A 17,391-nucleotide genomic window follows, 5' to 3' on the forward strand; every position below is an offset into this window, starting at 1 on the left:
ATGGTGAGTAAGATATAAAGGAATTGATGAAGGCAACATGAAGAAATCTTATCGAGTAAAAAAAGAAACGGATTTTCAACGTGTTTTCCAGCAAGGAACTTCCTATGCTAATCGAAGGTTTGTGGTATATGTTTTGCCTAAGCCTGAGCAAAAGCATTTTCGTATAGGAATCTCTGTTGGTAAAAAGGTTGGCAATGCGGTAACTAGAAATGCGGTAAAACGAAAAATAAGAGCTTGCGTTTTTCAGATGAAAGATCAATTAGTAAGCGAAATGGATTTTATCGTTATTGCACGTCAATCCACGGCTGAATTAAGTTCTACAGAAGTCTACTCAAATTTACAGCATGTATTTAAGCTGGCAAAAATATTTAATGAAACTGAGCAATAGAAAGGAATTTGTGTAGTGAAAAAAAGAAAGCGTATCATTTTACTGATGGGCTTAATGTCTGTAGTTTTATTTTTAAGTGCTTGTGGGACGAGTGAAGTATCTGCCCAGAGTACAGGCATTTGGGATCGGTATATTGTTTATTATTTTGCTAAAGCAATTGAGTTTTTATCTTTTGGGAATACGGGAATTGGGATTATCCTATTTACATTAATTATTCGCTTGCTACTTTTCCCATTGATGAGCTTCCAGATGAAGAGTATGCAAAAGATGCAAGATTTGCAGCCTCAGCTAAAAGCGCTGCAAGAAAAATATGCGTCGAAAGATTTAGAAACCCAAAATAAATTAAGAGAAGAAACCCAACGTCTATATGCTGAAAATGGCGCAAATCCTTATCTGGGCTGTCTACCATTATTGGTGCAGCTGCCTATTTTAACGGCTCTTTGGCAGGCCATTTCAAGAGTGCCTGCGTTGCAACAGGGGCATTTTCTATGGTTGCAATTAGGTCAGAAAGATCCTTATTATATTTTGCCAATTTTAGCAGCTGTTTTTACTTTTGCGAGTATGTATCTATCCAATATGAGCCAAGTACAGTCTAATCCAAGTATGAAGATTATGACATACTTTATGCCTTTTATGATTCTAGCGATGGGGGTTAATCTTGCTAGTGGGGTTTCCTTGTACTGGGCAGTGTCCAATGCCTTTCAAGTAGTCCAAACCTTATTAATCAACAATCCATTTAAGATTAAAAAGGAACGTGAAGAAAAGCTTAGAGCGGAACGTGCGAAAAAACGTGAATTACAAAAAGCAATGCGTAAAAAATTAAAGAAATAAAAAGTGAGTGAGAAAGAGGGATTTGGAGTATGGCAATTTATGTCGGTGCAAACGTCCAAGAAGCGATTCAAATTGGTTTAAATGACTTGAATTTGACGAAAGAGCAGGTCACAATTGAAATTTTAGATGAAGGTAAAAAAGGCTTTCTTGGTATGGGGAGAAAAAATGCGCAAGTTAAGCTTACCCCTAAACAAACAGCTGTAGTTGCCAAAGAACAACCACTTAGTCAACCTGAGGCTAAGACAGCTGACAAAGAAGAGGTAGCCGCAGTAGCAGAACCTGAACACAAAACAGCAAATACAGCTTCTCCAGCAGCTACAGAGCCTTTAACAACAGAGCCAGCTGTTGAAGAAGTGGTTTTAGAAAATGAAGGCTTAGATGATGAAGAAGCCTTGAAAAAAGTTGCCTTATACTTAACGCAAGTGACTCAAAAATTAGGTGCGCCAGCGTTAGTGAAGATGAAACGCGAGGATGGTTTAATCATTTTCCAATTAGAGACTAAAAAACAAGGGATTTTAATTGGAAAGCATGGGAAAACGTTAAATGCATTGCAATATTTGGTGCAAGTATATGTTCATCGTATTGCAACGAACAAGTTATCCGTTGTTTTAAATGTGGGTGACTACCGTGAAAAACGGCAAGCGATTTTACAACGTTTAGCTGATAAAACAGCAGAAAAGGTTAAACGGACAGGTCGACCAGTTTTCTTAGAACCAATGCCAGCCTTTGAGCGCAAGCAAATTCATGCAGCTTTAAGTAAGGTTGAATACGTTCAAACTCATTCAGAAGGCGATGAACCATTCCGCTATTTAGTGGTTGAACCAGTAAAAACCATCTAAAAATTTTGACTTTTATTTTCTATGATGATTTGACATTTATTTAAAAAATCAGTATATTCATAGGGTAATCATTCTTATCAATTGAATGGAAGTTCTTTCTATTCAAATAAAAAAGAGGAGCGCACTTAAGTTGGTGTGTTCCTCTTTTTTTAGCTAAAGCTACTTAGAAAATGCCAGCTATCAATCAAGCAGTTGATCAAAAGGCAGATGCCGCTAAATCGCTAAGGAAATGGCGATAGAACTATGCTATAATGATAAAAAAGACTAGCTTTAGTGGATAGGAGATGTCTGGATGAAAAGAGAAGTGCTAATTTCATTTTTAACTATTTTATTGTTTGAATTGATGGTAACTGCCGGTATCTACAACAGTATTCAAGTAAAAAGTCGCTGGTTTGTCTTGGTGATGATACTATTATTAGTTATTTGTACCTTACTACAGTGGTTTAGAATCGTCCGCTTTATTAATAAAAATGAAAATAAACGTTAAAAAAAACAGAGGGGAACATTTTTTGTTGTTTTCCTCTGTTTTAATTTTTTAATATTAACCAATCGTGGTTTGGGTATATTGGACGATGGTTCCATAAGCGAAAATTTTAATATATTTATGTTCGCCGTCATTAATGTGATTATGATCAAAATGACAGTTAATCACAGCGCTCGCACCATAGCTGGCCGCTCGCTCTTTTAGCTGTTGTTTGACACCAGATAACAGCTCATTCAAATCACTTGACTCATTAAAGACGTCTAAATCGAAGGTCTCTGTCGCAAAAGCGATATCGCGAACAATGTACGGACGATTCACATTTCCAGTCGACAATAAAATCTCTTTGACATAATAATCTTGGTTTTGTTCATGTGTACTCATAACAAATCCCTCATTTCCTTCTAGTTATCTTTATTTTACACGAAAACAGCGAAAAAAGCACGCTAAGCCCTTGCTTTCAAGCATAAAATGTGCTAACCTATGACGTGAATTGAATCAGACAAGCAGTCAAAGTGCTCGTCTACCTATTAATTGCTAAAATCAATAGGTGGAGTGGGCACTTTTTATATTAAGGATGTGAGACGGGTTGAACAGCTCCGAGCAGCTAAGATTGTCCGGAATGGTAGGAAAATCAGAAATATTTCAAGATTTTCCTAGCCAGGCCGGCTTAGATGCTGAGGAGCTGCCCGTCGAACACAGATTGGTACAAGGATGTGAAGTAGCTTGCTCAGACATGAGAAAATTTGAGTGTTACTCGCCGTTTGAAAAATGAATGATTTTAAAATTTTTTCAAACGACGAGGCAAATTTTCCGAGTAGCTAGTCGTTAGACACAGATTGCTCCAAGGATGTGAAGCAAGTCGCTCAACTCCAAGCAAATAAGCATAGTCTGGCGGTAAAATCCACAATGGTTAAAGATTTTCCTAACCAGACAAGCTTATTTGACGAAGGAGTTACTTGCTGAACACAGATTGCTCCAAGGATGTGATGCGACTGGTCAGCCATGAGCGGATTTCCTCTTGGTATAAGGGAGTAGTTACCTTGTTTGCTTGTCTATTTTTAGTATGTAGTCGGTTATTTAAAATTAATGGAGGGACTTATGAATCAGATTACCAAAGAATTTGATACGATTGCGGCGATTTCGACAGCTCCTGGTGAGGGGGCGATTAGCATTGTGCGTTTAAGTGGTAGCGAAGCGCTAGCGATTGCCGATCAAGTATTTGTTGCGGGAAAAAAACAATTATCAGCGGTTGAAAGTCATACGCTTCACTATGGTCATATTCATGATAAAGAGCGTAATCAGGTATTAGATGAAGTAATGGTAGCGGTGATGCGTGCGCCAAAAACCTTTACCCGAGAAGATGTCGTTGAGATTAACTGTCATGGTGGGATGGTGGTTACGAATAAAATTTTGCAATTACTCTTAAGAAAAGGAGCGCGTTTAGCCGAGCCGGGTGAATTTACCAAACGAGCCTTTTTAAATGGTCGCATGGATTTATCACAAGCAGAAGCGGTGATGGATTTAATTCATGCCAAAACAGATAAGGCGATGCAATTAGCGATGAACCAATTAGATGGTCGCTTATCACAGTTAATTAGAAAGCTACGTCAAGAAATATTAGAGACTTTAGCACAAGTTGAAGTGAATATTGATTATCCTGAGTATGATGATGTGGAAGAAATGACGAGCCAGTTGATGTTTGCTAATGCTAAGCAGGTCGAAGCCGAAATTATCCGCTTATTATCGACAGCTAATCAAGGTAAAATTTTACGCGATGGTTTAAAAACGGCGATTATTGGTCGACCAAATGTTGGAAAATCTAGTCTATTAAATTATTTATTGGATGAAGAAAAAGCGATTGTTACGGATATTGCTGGCACCACCCGCGATGTTATCGAAGAATATGTCAATGTCAATGGGGTGCCATTAAAATTAGTCGATACAGCAGGGATTCGTGAAACACAAGATATTGTCGAACAGATTGGTGTCGAGCGTAGTAAAAAAGCGCTAGCTGAGGCTGATTTAGTGTTGTTGGTGTTAAATCAAAGCGAGGCCTTATCGCCAGCTGATATCGAGCTATTAGAGATGACTACTAAGAGCAAACGGATTATTCTGTTAAATAAAACCGATTTACCAAGTCAGTTAAATCGTGAAGAGCTTGAAAAATATCGTCAGGATAGCCCAATTTTTGCTATCTCAGTGCTTGCACAAGCTGGCTTAGATCAATTAGAACAAGCGATTAGCGATTTATTCTTTGCCGGTCAGACAAGCCAAAAGGATGCTTCCTACTTGTCTAATTCACGTCATATCGCTTTATTAGAACAAGCGCAAATGGCCCTACAAGAAGTGCAGACAGGCATTGAGGCAGGGATGCCGGTGGATTTAGTTCAAATGGATTTAACGCGCTGTTGGGATTTATTAGGCGAAATCATCGGTGAAAGTGTTCAGGATGAATTAATCACTCAGCTATTTAGTCAATTTTGTTTAGGAAAATAATCAGAGGAGAAAAAACATGGAAGAATATCAAGCAGATCAATATGATGTTATCGTTGTAGGTGCCGGTCATGCCGGCTGTGAGGCAGCTTTGGCCAGTAGCCGAATGGGCAATAAGACTTTATTAATCACCATTAATTTAGATATGGTCGCTTTTATGCCTTGTAATCCCTCGGTTGGTGGACCAGCCAAAGGGGTAGTCGTACGTGAGATTGATGCCCTAGGTGGGGAAATGGGGAAAAATATTGATAAAACCTATATTCAAATGCGCATGTTAAATACTGGAAAAGGCCCAGCTGTTCGAGCATTACGTGCACAGGCGGATAAACATGCTTACCATCGTGCGATGAAATATACCATTGAGCAAGAGCCTAATTTGACCTTGCGTCAAGGCATTGTTGAACGTTTAATTGTTGAAGATAATGTTTGTAAAGGGGTAGTCACCTCAACTGGTGCACGCTATGGGGCTAAAGCAGTGGTTATTACCACTGGAACTGCTTTACGTGGTGAAATTATCATTGGTGAATTGAAATATTCTTCTGGTCCAAACAATTCACAGCCATCTATTGGATTAGCGGATCATTTGAAGGAATTAGGTTTAGAGATTACTCGTTTTAAAACAGGTACCCCTCCACGAGTAAAATCAAGTACCATTGATTACTCAGTGACTGAAATCCAACCAGGCGATACAACACCCAATCATTTTAGCTTCTCTACGCCAGATAGTGCCTATAAACAAGATCAAGTACCTTGTTGGTTAACCTATACCAATAAACGCACGCATGAAATTATCGAGGAAAATCTGCATCGTGCACCGATGTTTACTGGTATTGTTAAAGGGGTAGGTGCTAGATATTGCCCATCAATTGAAGATAAGATTGTTCGTTTTAACGACAAACCAAGACATCAGCTTTTCTTAGAACCAGAGGGCTTGGATAATGAAGAAATTTACGTTCAAGGCTTTTCAACCTCATTGCCAGAAGATGTCCAATTAAAAATGCTTCATTCAATCGCCGGTTTAGAAAAAGCAGAAATGATGCGTACGGGTTATGCGATTGAATATGATGTTGTGGTCCCTCATCAATTGCGTCCAACTTTGGAAACGAAAAAAATTGCTAATTTATTTACAGCTGGTCAAACAAATGGTACGAGTGGTTATGAAGAAGCGGCTGGTCAAGGATTAATTGCAGGGATTAATGCGGCCTTAAAGGTGCAAGGGAAAGAACCTTTTGTATTAAAACGTAGCGATGGATACATTGGAGTGATGATTGATGATTTAGTCACCAAGGGTACCAATGAACCTTATCGTTTGTTGACTTCTCGTGCGGAATATCGTTTGATTTTACGTCACGATAACGCGGATTTCCGATTAACTGAAATGGGTCATACGATTGGCTTAGTTAAAGAAGAACAATATCAAGCCTTCTTAGCTAAAAAAGAAAAAGTCGAAGCTGAAATTGCTCGCTTAGAACACCTTCGTTTGAAACCAACCAAGGAAATTCAAGCCTTTCTAGCCACTAAAGAAGCAGCACCATTAAAAGATGGCGTGATTGCCAAAGAATTTTTACGTCGTCCAGAAGTCAGCTACTTAGAATTATGTCAATTTTTACCTGAAGGCCCAAGTTTAACCAATAAAGAAATTGAACAAATTGAAATTCAAGTGAAGTATGAAGGCTATATCAAAAAAGCCTTAGAAAAAGTTGAAAAATTAAAACGTATGGAAGAAAAACGGATTCCAGAAAATATCGATTATGATGCAATCAATAGTTTGGCAACAGAAGCGCGGCAAAAGCTAAACAAAATTCGCCCAGAAACCATTGCCCAAGCAAGTCGGATTAGTGGAGTCAATCCATCTGATATTTCTATCTTGATGGTTTATATCGAACAAGGCAAGATTGCTAAAATTCAAGAAAATGCTTAAAAAAATCGTCAGGCTTTGCCAAGAGGCAGCGCCTGACGATTTTTTTAACGATAGAACAATTGAATTAAGATACCTGATAAGATAAGCACCAAAGCGCCGCCTAAACGATTCCCCATTTGCGCAAAGGCGATCAGCTCCATTCTTTGGGCCGCAGATAAGACTGCAACATTACCGGTTCCTCCCATACTGTTATTACACATACCGGCAGTAATCATAGATTCAACTGGATATAATCCAAAAAGCTTACCAAAGATACCTGCAGCAATAGAAATAACGAAAACACTAACTAAGCATAAAACGACGAATTGCCAGGTGAGTGCTTGCGCTAAAACATTTAAGTTTAAAAGCGCAATCCCAATAGCTGCTAAAACGGCAGCTGTTAGGTTTTTTACGATTAATTGATTAAACATTACGGCTGCTTCTTGATAGTAGCTAGGAATGAGATTAAAGGCTTTGCACAAAAAGACGACGATAATCATAAATGCATAGGCGTGAACTTTTGGCACAAAATAATTAAGAATACTACCTGATAAGAAAAAGGCAATCGATAAAGCCAAGCCAATCCCCATTTTCATCACATCTAGCTTAGGAGCAGGTTGGTTTAAATCAAGATCGATTTTCATCAATACACCATGTCCATTTTGTTTGGGAAAGTTTTCGCCAATTCGACTGGTCATCGCTGCAAAAATGATTGCTAATACATTACATAAAGCAGAAGCTGGAATTAAGCGTGAAATAATAGCAGCCGTTTATTAGTTAGTCAGTGTTACAAGCTATTTAAAAATGAACTATTAGGTAAATAGATGAAGGGGTAAAATAGCAGATAGTAGCCATAATAAAAACAACTATCCCAAGCGTAATTCTTAAAGGGTTGAAGCAATTACTTTGGAGATAGTCGTTAGTCATATTCCTTACACCTTACGATAACGTTTTAAGCCAATGATATTCAAATAGGTAAAGGTTAGCGTAAATACCAAGAGCATCAAAAGGTCGAAATGAATCTCTTTTAAATGCCCATTTTTAATCATGATTTGACTTAGCGCATCACCAGTATAGGAAAGCGGTAAAAATTTAGCTAATAGTTGGATACTTTCATGCATGCTTTCTAAAGGAATGATGCCAGAAAAAAGTAATTGTGGAATAATTACAATCGGAATAAATTGCATCATCTGAAACTCCGAATTGGCAAAAGTGGAGATAAATAATCCAAAAGCCAATGCACAAAAAGCAGTAAAAATATTAATCAGAATAACTAGCAAGATAGAAAATTGCCCAGATACCTTTAATAGATAAATAGCGTAAAATACAATAAAAATTGTTTGGATGATTGCAAATAAGCCGTAACCTAAAAGATAGCCAAAAATAATCTCACTCCGACGAATAGAGGTAGCCAGCATCCGATCTAAAGTGCCGCTAGATCGTTCCTTTAATAAGGCGATACCTGAAATTAAAAAGACAAAAAAGAAAACGAAAAAACCAATCAGTAAAGGAAAAATATGATCAAAAAAGGTAGTTTGCTGATTACCATAGAGATAAAAATTTTTTATTTTGCCTTTTTGAACATTTAGACTAGCTGCCTTGGTTGACTGCTGATTGGCACTTTGAGTTTGTAAGGCTTGTCGAAAAAGCAAGTTTAATCGTTTAGTATTATTAGGTTGGTCATTTTGATAGTAAATTTTAAAATTTTGCTGGTTATAATCAATATAAGCTGCTAAGTGTTCTTTTTTTAGCAATTTTTTTGGCGATGTGTGTGTTGAATAATATTGAATCGACAGTTCTTTTTCAGGTAAAGCAGCCACAAAGCTTGAGGGGACTTGTTGTGTAATCCCAATTTTTAATTTAGGGTTTAGATTAGCTTCAAAAACAAAATGTAATAAAGTGAGCATCAATAAAGGCGCGAATAGTAATAGGGCTAGGGTACGTTTATCACGCAGTAGCTCTTTTACAATTCTTTGCACAATGACTAAAATATTCATAGCCTGTTCCCCCTTTATCCTACTTTTAGAAAAATTTCTTCAATGGTTTGGATCTGAAATTGTTGCTTTAGTTCTGCTGGTGAACCAAAGGCTAAAATTTTTCCTTCAGCAATTAGCGCTAATTTATCGCATTTTTCGGCTTCGTCCATAGTATGCGTGGTGAGGAGGATGCCTTTTTGTTTTTTGGCTAGTAGTGCTAATTGTTGCCAGATTTCTAAACGTAGCTTGGGATCAATTCCAGTAGTTGGCTCATCTAAAATGAGTAAATCAGGATCTCCTAGTAAGGTAATTGCTAAGGATAGCCGACGTTTCATCCCACCAGAGAAGGTTTGGACTTTTTGGTTTAATTGCTGGTGCAGATTGACTAACTGACTGTATTTTTGAATCTGTTGGGTTAATTCAGTGGCCTTCAGTCCTTTCAAACGACCAAAAAAGGCTAAGTTTTCATAAGCGGTCAGTCGTTCATAAAGTGCGGTGTTTTGTCCCATATACCCCACTTTTTTGAGAATACTGCGATTAGGCATGGATACGGCTAATACCTGAGCATTACCAGCATCTAGCTTTTCCATCCCCAGTAGACATTGGATTAAGGTAGTTTTTCCCGCACCAGAGGGTCCAATAATTCCTAAAATTTCACCGGTATTCACTGCTAATTGTACTTGGTCTAAGACGATTTTTTGGTCATATTGCTTGAGCGCATGACTTAATTTTGCAACTATTGGCATGAAATCACGTCCTCTAAAAAATAAACTGCTAGCTTTAACTAGCCTTATTATACTAGCAAAATGAAGCTAAAAAAAGATGCAACTAGACGGATTTCAAAGGGAAAAGAAGTCTAGCTTGCATCTTTTTTTGTTTCACGTGAAACATTTAATGTTTGTTTTGCGTCCTAATAAGTCGATGAAATTGTTGAGAATGATGGATACTGGACCAATTGTGAATGGTATAGAGAAACTCATCTTGTTTGATTGCTCGACATAGGGTCAATTCAAAATGTATTCCCTCAAACTCTAAGGTAAGCTCAGGAGCAAATAAAAATTGCTGGGTTTTAAGGACTAGTTTTCTTTCCAAAAGACGAACAATCGTCAGTTCTCCATAGTTAGATTGCACCTTGATGTTCAAGTTGAGATCTAAAGGTGCGGAGGAATGGTTAAACTTTGTTTTTATTAAAGTGATTCGTTGCTGAAAAATATTGATTAAGCGTGATAAAATACTGAGATTTTTATCATAGTAAAGTGGTAAGTTTTGATTAAAACCAGCATAAATAAAGGTCAAGTATTGATTATATTGTTTTGTATTCATCTTAGACAGCTGCATACCATAAAGCCAGTTATCATTGGATTGAACGATTCGAACGATTTTCCCAGTTAGCGTTAATCGCTTTTGCTGTTTGATTAAAGTTAGGCTTAATAGCTGATTCATAGGGAGATAGATGAGTTGGTCACTTTAAAAAGCTAATCCGTTATCAGATAAATCAACTGTGTGAAATTGATAGCGTTTGTGATGAGCGGTTATGTAAATAGGATAGCTATTTAAAAAACGTTCATGTTCACGATAGCTGGGCCGTCCAATAAAAAACAGTAAGGCAAAGCTTAAGTTAAACAAGTGATTAAACAGCCAAAAAGTGATCACACTCCCATTTAATAGTTCAAGCGGCGATTTATCTAGATTAAAACGAATGATTCCAGCTAGTGCAAGTAACCATAGAATAAGATGAGGAATACCATAACGCCAATCTTTTTTTGAACGAGTAGCATTTTTATCAGTAACTTGAAAATGCCTTTCTTTTAAGCCAAAAAATTGAGCTAAAATAGGGAGAACTAAATAGGGTGCTAAAATGGTTTCTTGAATTTCTCCCCATCTTTGTGTACTGACTTTACTAGTAACTTCTTTTAAGGCTAAGTGTTGAAAAAATTGGCAAGGTAACCAAAAACACAACACGGTCCAAAAGTTTGCTTGGACAATTTGCCAGCCAAAGAGAGTATAAAGAATAGGTGCGACAATAAAGCACATTCGTCTAAAAAAAGACCACCAATATAAATAACTATTTAAATAAACTAATTTTTGTCCTAATGTTAAGTGTTTGGTGGTCAGCAAGTGAATATTTCGAACACTTTGTAAAACCCCTCGCCCCCAACGAATTCGTTGCTTTAGCATATCTTTAATATCTACAGGAGTTAAGCCGCTAGCCAAGGGAAATAAAGTCGAGAGATTTTGAAACCCCGCCATATTTATTTTTGCCCCTAATTCGAAATCTTCTGTAAGTGTGTCCGTTGGAAAGCCACCTGCTGCTTCAATAGCTGCTCTAGCAATTACCGTATTAGAGCCTGTATAAATTGCGGCGCCGTGTGCATTATTTAAAACATTGATTTCTCTAGAAAAGAAATCTTGTTCATTGGCTACACTCGTTTCAGTAAATAAATTATATTGAAATAAATCAGCGTTATAAAAGCTTTGCGGTGTTTGGAGTAGGCCAAGTGGCAAAACCTTAGCATCTTTTTGGCGCTTTTTTTGATTTTCGATAAAAAAAGGCACAGTTTCTAACAAAAAATTAGGATAAGGAATCATGTCTGCATCAAAAATGGCGACTAAAGGTGCGGTCGTCAAACTAAGCGCGTGATTAATGTTACCGGCTTTGGCGTGCTGATTATGTTCCATCCCGATATAATGAATATTAAAATTTTGCGCTAGCTTTTGCATTTCTTTCCGATTGCCATCATCACATAGATGAATCTGTACTTTTTCTTTTTGAGGATAGTCCATGTTTACTGCCGCATTGATGGTTTTATGTAGTAGCTTGGTTGTTTCATTGTGGGTAACAATCAAAACATCAATTGCTGGAAATTCATCGCGTGTTGCTTTAGGGGTGAACAAGGGCTGAACCTTTTGTTTATTCCAAATTAAAATCGCGCCGGTTAGACTGGCGAAGATTTCCGCTCCCCATAAGAGTACGCCTAAAACAAAAAGGTAGATTGGCCCATGAATAGGGAGGGTAGCATAGCCTCGCCAAATTAAATAAATAACAGTTATTAAAAACGCTAATGAGAAAATAATTTTTTTACCTAGGTGCATAATACTCTCCTTTTGTTTTTTATAAAAAACGTATTATTTAGAAATAATCGTTTGATTCCGCCCGGCTTGTTTCGCATGATATAAAGCTTGATCACTACGTTTAAATGTTTTGAGTAGATTTTCTTCCTCTTTTTGTAAGGCGATTCCTTGGGAGAAAGTAATTTGTTTATCATTAAAATGATGGGGCTGACAATAAGTAGTAAATTGTTGTTGGATACTTTTAAGTAATTGGCAATCATTTTCAAATTTAGCTTGCGTAATGATACAGACAAATTCTTCTCCACCAAAACGATAAAAATGCCGTCGCTTATTTTCAAATTGTTTGAGATATTGACCGGCCATCTGCAAAATAGCATCACCAGTATCGTGACCAAATTGATCATTAATTTGTTTAAAATAATCAATATCAATAATTGCAATCAGCATATCTTTTTGATGGCGGCAAGCTTTAATTGCTTGTTCAAATTGTTGGCGATTGCCTAGCTTGGTGAGAGAATCGACAGTGCTTTCGGTATAGATTTTAGTCAGATCTGTAATATAGAAGTTTAATAAAAGATTAGCAAACATTCCCCAAAAAAGTAGTAAAAGATAGTTTTTGCCAATTGTGAAGCTTAGATTTTGATAAATTAGTTGTAAAATAACTGCGCCAAAAATGATGTATAGCATTAATAGATTCATCTGAGTAAACAGCAAAAATCGTTTTTTAATCCATTTAGTAATAAACAGTAAGGTGAGTATTAGCCATAGATTATATAGTAAATTACTTAGTGCCATCCAATCTGCACTGATAAAAATTCTGGTAAAAGATAATAGAAAAATACAAGGGATAGTAACACGCCAACCAATATATATAAAGGATAAAGCGATAAGTAAAAACCGAAAATCAAAATGAATATTGTCGACAACAAAGGAAAATTTCATCAAAATACTACCAATAATTACCTCACCTAAACAGAAAATGCTCATTTTTTGCCAACGAGGACGATGAAGTAGTGTAAAAATATGATTGATTCGAAAATAAAGATAGATGGCTAAACTAATGATGCTAATATTAGCTAAAACATTGATAAACAAGGGAACTCCTCCAAAAAAGTGATTGATGAGAGGGTAGAGGAAACATCTTTGAATGAATAAGATTGAGGAAAAACTTGATAGGTTTCTTCTTTTACGCAATTTATTAGAACTTAATCATAAAAAGAAAGGTTCCTACATCTAAAACGATAGTAGCTATATCTATTTTAAAATCTTTTAACAAATTTTCCAAATAAAAACCTAACGAAATCAAAAATATATAAAAAACAAAAATATATTTAAATGTTTACATTAGATTTAATTTTATTTTTTTGTAAATATAATTACTTTTAATTTTAAAATAACTGATTTTAGTTTTTGGGTGATGGTTGAAATTCTAGATTATTTGCGTTAGTCTAGATTTGAATCAGAAAGCGGTTGCTGTTTATCAGTAGAGAACGGTCGAGAAAATTTTGTTTAAGACAAAATGATTAAACCAATATAAATGAAAGGTTAATAGGTAACGAATATGACAAAAGAACAGTATATTTTATCACTAGATCAAGGCACGACTAGTAGTCGCGCACTAATTATTAATCATCAAGGTGCGGTGGTGGCTAGTGCCCAAAAGGAATTTCCGCAATATTTCCCCAAAGAAGGCTGGGTGGAGCATAATCCTTTAGAAATTTGGCATTCGATTCAAAATGTAATTGCTGAAGTGCTCATCGATTCAGAAATTAAAGCTAAACAAATTGCTGCGATTGGTATTACTAATCAGCGAGAAACAACGGTCATTTGGGATAAGCAAACGGGGTTGCCGATTTATCCAGCGATTGTTTGGCAGTCTAGACAGTCGGCGGCAATTGCTGAAGCTTTGAAAGCTAGAGGCTACGATGAATTTTTCTATCAAAAAACGGGCTTGCGCATTGATGCTTATTTTTCGGCTAGTAAAATCCGTTTTATTTTAGATCAGGTGCCTGGTGCCCAGCAAAGAGCAGAACAAGGTGAGTTACTCTTTGGGACAATCGATACTTGGTTAACTTGGAATTTAACCGGCAAACAGGTTCATGTCACTGATTATACCAATGCGAGTCGCACGATGTTGTTTAATATTCATAGTCTGAATTGGGATGAGGAGATTTTAGCACTCTTAAATATTCCTAAAAAAATATTGCCTAAAGTTTGTAGTAATTCTGAAATTTATGGGTTGACGAGTCCAGAGCACTTTTTTGGTGAAGAAGTCCCAATTGCTGGCTTGGCTGGTGATCAACAGGCGGCTTTATTTGGTCAATTAGCCTTTGAAGAAGGAATGATAAAAAATACTTATGGAACAGGCTCTTTTATTATGATGAATACCGGTAAAGAACCTAAATTTTCTAAGCATCAATTGTTAACAACGATTGCTTATGGCTTGGATAATCAAATTTACTATGCTTTAGAGGGAAGTATTTTTGTTGCTGGTTCAGCAATTCAATGGTTACGGGATGGTTTAAAAATTATTCAATCAGCTAGCGAGAGTGAGGAATTGGTTAAACAAGCTAGTTCCAATGATGAAGTTTATGTGGTACCGGCCTTTGTCGGTTTAGGTGCCCCTTATTGGGATCACCAAGCACGGGGAGCAATATTTGGTCTTACTCGTGGAACGACTCGGGCGGATTTAGTTAAGGCGACTTTACAATCAATTGCTTATCAAGTCACTGACATTCTTGAGACGATGCAAAAGGATACACAGTTAACCATTCCTTTATTAAAAGTTGATGGCGGAGCAGCGAATAATCAATATTTGCTACAATTTCAAGCTGATATGCTACGGATACCGGTTCAGCGAGCGAAAAATTTAGAAACAACTGCTTTGGGAGTGGCTTTACTTGCTGGATTAGCAGTTGGCTTTTGGCAAAATTTAGATGAAATCAAGCAATTAGACCAATTAGGTAAGCAATTCACGCCCACGATGGACTTAGCTAAGCGCGATAAATTATATGCGAATTGGCAAAAAGCGGTGCAAGCGACACAACTATTTAAATAAATACTAGACCTTTATTTGTAGAATGAATCCGTTCATTTCAACAAATAAAGGTTTTTTAGTAAATAATCAAGAAATATAACTAAAATAATTTACTAAAACAAAAAAATTTTATCTGTAAAAGTGAGGGGTTTGTTTTATTTTAAACAAAAACAAAACAACAAAAACACAAATGAACAACAAATGGACAACTTTTTTCAACAAACGGCGCTTTAAACGATTTAATGAAAGCGTTAAAATAAAAAGCGTTCAGAAACAAACAAGTAAACAAGTTACTAAAAATGTTAAGAGCTGACATGAATATTCATTGTTTATTTAGTACAGCAGGAGGGAACGATTATGGAGCAATCAATTGATACATCAAAAACAGGGGAGGTTATCAGTAAAAAACAAAGATTGACTTCAAGGCTTTCTTATTCTTTTGGAGCATTTGGGAATGATGTTTTTTATGGTACATTGTCAACTTATTTCATCATGTTTATTACTACGCATTTATTTAATACTGGTAATCAAGCAACCAATAATCGGATGATTAGCTATATTACTTTCATTATCGGTGCGTTGCGAATTGTTGAATTAGTTATCGATCCATTTATTGGTAATGCGATTGACCGTACTAACACCAAATACGGCAAATTCAAACCTTGGGTAGTTATCGGTGGTGTAATTAGTTCAATTGTACTATTGATTTTGTTTACGAATTTAGGCGGTTTAAATGAATCAAATCCAATTTTATATTTGGTGATTTTTGCAATTTTATATATTACAATGGATATCTTTTATTCTTTTAAAGATATTGGTTTTTGGTCAATGATTCCCGCTTTATCTTTCGACTCTAGAGAAAGAGAAAAAACAGCAACCTTAGCGCGGATTGGTTCAACAATTGGAGCTAGTATTGTTGGGGTGGTAGTGATGCCACTAGTTCTATTCTTTTCGATGAATAAAAACAACGGAACTGGAGATGCCAATGGTTGGTTTTGGTTTGCCTTTATTGTTGCTTTGATTGGTTTGATTTCAGCTATTGTCGTTGGTATCGGTACAAAAGAAGTCGACTCTGAACTTAGAAAAAATAAAGAACAAACTGCGGGAATTAAAGAAGTCTTTGCCGTATTAACTCAAAATGATCAATTAATGTGGGTTTCATTATCTTACGGTTTATACGCAACTGGAATTAATATTTTAAATGCTTTGCAATTATATTATTTTACTTTCATTATGGGACAATCAACGAAATTTTCTATTTTACAAACCATGAATATGATTGTCGGTTTAGTTTCTGTTTCATTATTCCCTAAATTAGCGGGTAAATTCAATCGTCGTAATCTATTTATCGGTTGTATTGTGATGATGCTTTGCGGTATTGGTTTATTCTCAGTTGCCGGAAGTTCATTAGCATTAGTTTTAATTGCTGCTGAGTTATTCTTTATCCCTCAACCATTAGTTTTCTTAGTAGTATTAATGATTATCTCTGACTCAGTGGAATATGGTCAATGGAAATTAGGTCACCGTGATGAATCATTAACGTTATCTGTACGTCCGTTATTAGATAAATTAGGTGGAGCCATTTCTAATATTGTCGTTGGTCAAATTGCGGTTATCGCAGGTATGACTACTGGGGCAAGTGCTGCTTCAATTACACCTGAAGGGCAAATGAAATTTAAAATCATGATGTTTGCGGTACCTGCTGTAGTTATTATCATTGCACTATTTGTTTTCTTTAGAAAAATTACCTTAACAGAAGAAAAACATGCGCAAATCGTTGAAGAACTAGAAAAAAATTGGGGTAAAGAGGTTGCTCAAGAGGTCCCTAGTGTAAGTAATACGGCTGTTAAAGAAGCGACTATTTCTGTTACTTCACCAGTAACGGGAACCTTAATTCCACTATTAAAGGTGAATGATCCAATTTTTGCCGCGGGTAGCTTAGGTAAAGGTTTTGCGATTAAACCAACTGATGACACGATTTATGCACCATTTGATGCGACTGTTCGTCAGCTATTTACAACTAGACATTCGATTGGTTTAGTCGGTGATAATGGTGTGGTCTTATTGATTCATATCGGTTTAGGTACGGTTAACCTAAAAGGTGAAGGCTTTGTTTCTTATGTAACGATTAATCAGAAAGTCCATAAGGGTGATCGCTTGATTACTTTTGACGATGCGTTGATTAAATCAGCTGGGCTTGATGATACGGTCATTGTTACTGTAACAAATACGCACCAATATGAATATGTTGATTTTGTTGGTGAACCTTATCGTACATTCAATTGTCTAGATGAGACGATTTTAAGGCTAGAACACGAATAAGTATTTCTTTCTAGTAAAAGAAGTGAACGCAAAGATAACCTGTTTTAAA

The 17,391-nt window shown here is 36.4% G+C and carries 14 protein-coding genes and 1 pseudogene; 8 read left to right on the top strand and 7 right to left on the bottom strand.

The window, feature by feature from the left end; all coding sequences use genetic code 11:
- Positions 1-37 precede the first annotated feature (37 nt).
- The 4 genes from rnpA to RK02_RS10115 all read left to right on the top strand — a co-directional run bounded on the left by rnpA (position 38) and on the right by RK02_RS10115 (position 2,545).
- A complete protein-coding gene (gene rnpA, locus RK02_RS10100) occupies positions 38-388 on the top strand; it encodes a ribonuclease P protein component (RefSeq protein ID WP_016184146.1) in 351 nt (116 codons plus the stop codon).
- Between the two features lie 15 nt (positions 389-403).
- Positions 404-1,219, top strand: a complete 816-nt coding sequence (locus RK02_RS10105) for a YidC/Oxa1 family membrane protein insertase (protein WP_016184147.1) — start codon at positions 404-406, stop codon at positions 1,217-1,219.
- Between the two features lie 29 nt (positions 1,220-1,248).
- On the top strand, positions 1,249-2,058 hold the full coding sequence (jag, locus tag RK02_RS10110) for an RNA-binding cell elongation regulator Jag/EloR (protein WP_016184148.1): 810 nt from the start codon (positions 1,249-1,251) through the stop codon (positions 2,056-2,058).
- Between the two features lie 292 nt (positions 2,059-2,350).
- On the top strand, positions 2,351-2,545 hold the full coding sequence (locus tag RK02_RS10115; RefSeq protein WP_016184149.1) for a hypothetical protein: 195 nt from the start codon (positions 2,351-2,353) through the stop codon (positions 2,543-2,545).
- Positions 2,546-2,599: 54 nt separating this feature from the next.
- Here RK02_RS10115 and RK02_RS10120 read toward each other — a convergent pair whose 3' ends face one another.
- Positions 2,600-2,923 (bottom strand): heavy metal-binding domain-containing protein, encoded by a 324-nt coding sequence (locus RK02_RS10120; protein WP_016184150.1) that lies wholly within the window; start codon positions 2,921-2,923, stop codon positions 2,600-2,602.
- Positions 2,924-3,640: 717 nt separating this feature from the next.
- Here RK02_RS10120 and mnmE point away from each other — a divergent pair.
- Positions 3,641-5,038, top strand: a complete 1,398-nt coding sequence (gene mnmE / locus RK02_RS10130; RefSeq protein ID WP_016184151.1) for a tRNA uridine-5-carboxymethylaminomethyl(34) synthesis GTPase MnmE — start codon at positions 3,641-3,643, stop codon at positions 5,036-5,038.
- A 16-nt stretch (positions 5,039-5,054) separates the two neighbouring features.
- Positions 5,055-6,956: a tRNA uridine-5-carboxymethylaminomethyl(34) synthesis enzyme MnmG gene (mnmG, locus tag RK02_RS10135; protein WP_016184152.1), complete on the top strand. Its 1,902-nt coding sequence runs from the start codon at positions 5,055-5,057 to the stop codon at positions 6,954-6,956.
- Between the two features lie 44 nt (positions 6,957-7,000).
- Here the strand turns inward: mnmG and RK02_RS10140 are convergent.
- The 6 genes and pseudogenes from RK02_RS10140 to RK02_RS10165 form a co-directional block, all read right to left on the bottom strand.
- Positions 7,001-7,702 (bottom strand): annotated as a pseudogene (locus RK02_RS10140) (2-hydroxycarboxylate transporter family protein); the annotation flags it as partial.
- A 165-nt stretch (positions 7,703-7,867) separates the two neighbouring features.
- Entirely contained in the window at positions 7,868-8,932 is a 1,065-nt protein-coding gene (locus tag RK02_RS10145) for an ABC transporter permease (protein WP_016184154.1), read from the bottom strand.
- A gap of 14 nt (positions 8,933-8,946) precedes the next feature.
- Entirely contained in the window at positions 8,947-9,657 is a 711-nt protein-coding gene (locus RK02_RS10150) for an ABC transporter ATP-binding protein (RefSeq protein WP_016184155.1), read from the bottom strand.
- A 145-nt stretch (positions 9,658-9,802) separates the two neighbouring features.
- A complete protein-coding gene (locus tag RK02_RS10155; RefSeq protein ID WP_016184156.1) occupies positions 9,803-10,354 on the bottom strand; it encodes a PilZ domain-containing protein in 552 nt (183 codons plus the stop codon).
- Positions 10,355-10,378: 24 nt separating this feature from the next.
- The gene (locus tag RK02_RS10160) at positions 10,379-12,004 is read right to left on the bottom strand and encodes a glycosyltransferase family 2 protein (RefSeq protein ID WP_016184157.1); all 1,626 of its coding nucleotides are present in this window, start codon (positions 12,002-12,004) and stop codon (positions 10,379-10,381) included.
- A gap of 33 nt (positions 12,005-12,037) precedes the next feature.
- Positions 12,038-13,078: a GGDEF domain-containing protein gene (locus RK02_RS10165; RefSeq protein ID WP_016184158.1), complete on the bottom strand. Its 1,041-nt coding sequence runs from the start codon at positions 13,076-13,078 to the stop codon at positions 12,038-12,040.
- Between the two features lie 466 nt (positions 13,079-13,544).
- On the opposite strand from RK02_RS10165, the gene glpK reads away from it, so the two are divergent.
- Together glpK and RK02_RS10175 are read left to right on the top strand one after the other, a co-directional pair.
- On the top strand, positions 13,545-15,041 hold the full coding sequence (glpK, locus tag RK02_RS10170; RefSeq protein WP_016184159.1) for a glycerol kinase GlpK: 1,497 nt from the start codon (positions 13,545-13,547) through the stop codon (positions 15,039-15,041).
- Between the two features lie 336 nt (positions 15,042-15,377).
- Positions 15,378-17,342, top strand: a complete 1,965-nt coding sequence (locus RK02_RS10175; RefSeq protein ID WP_016184160.1) for a sugar MFS transporter — start codon at positions 15,378-15,380, stop codon at positions 17,340-17,342.
- The last annotated feature ends 49 nt before the right edge of the window (positions 17,343-17,391 follow it).

The sequence above is a fragment of the Enterococcus columbae DSM 7374 = ATCC 51263 genome, from assembly GCF_000406925.1.
GTDB lineage: Bacteria > Bacillota > Bacilli > Lactobacillales > Enterococcaceae > Enterococcus_E > Enterococcus_E columbae.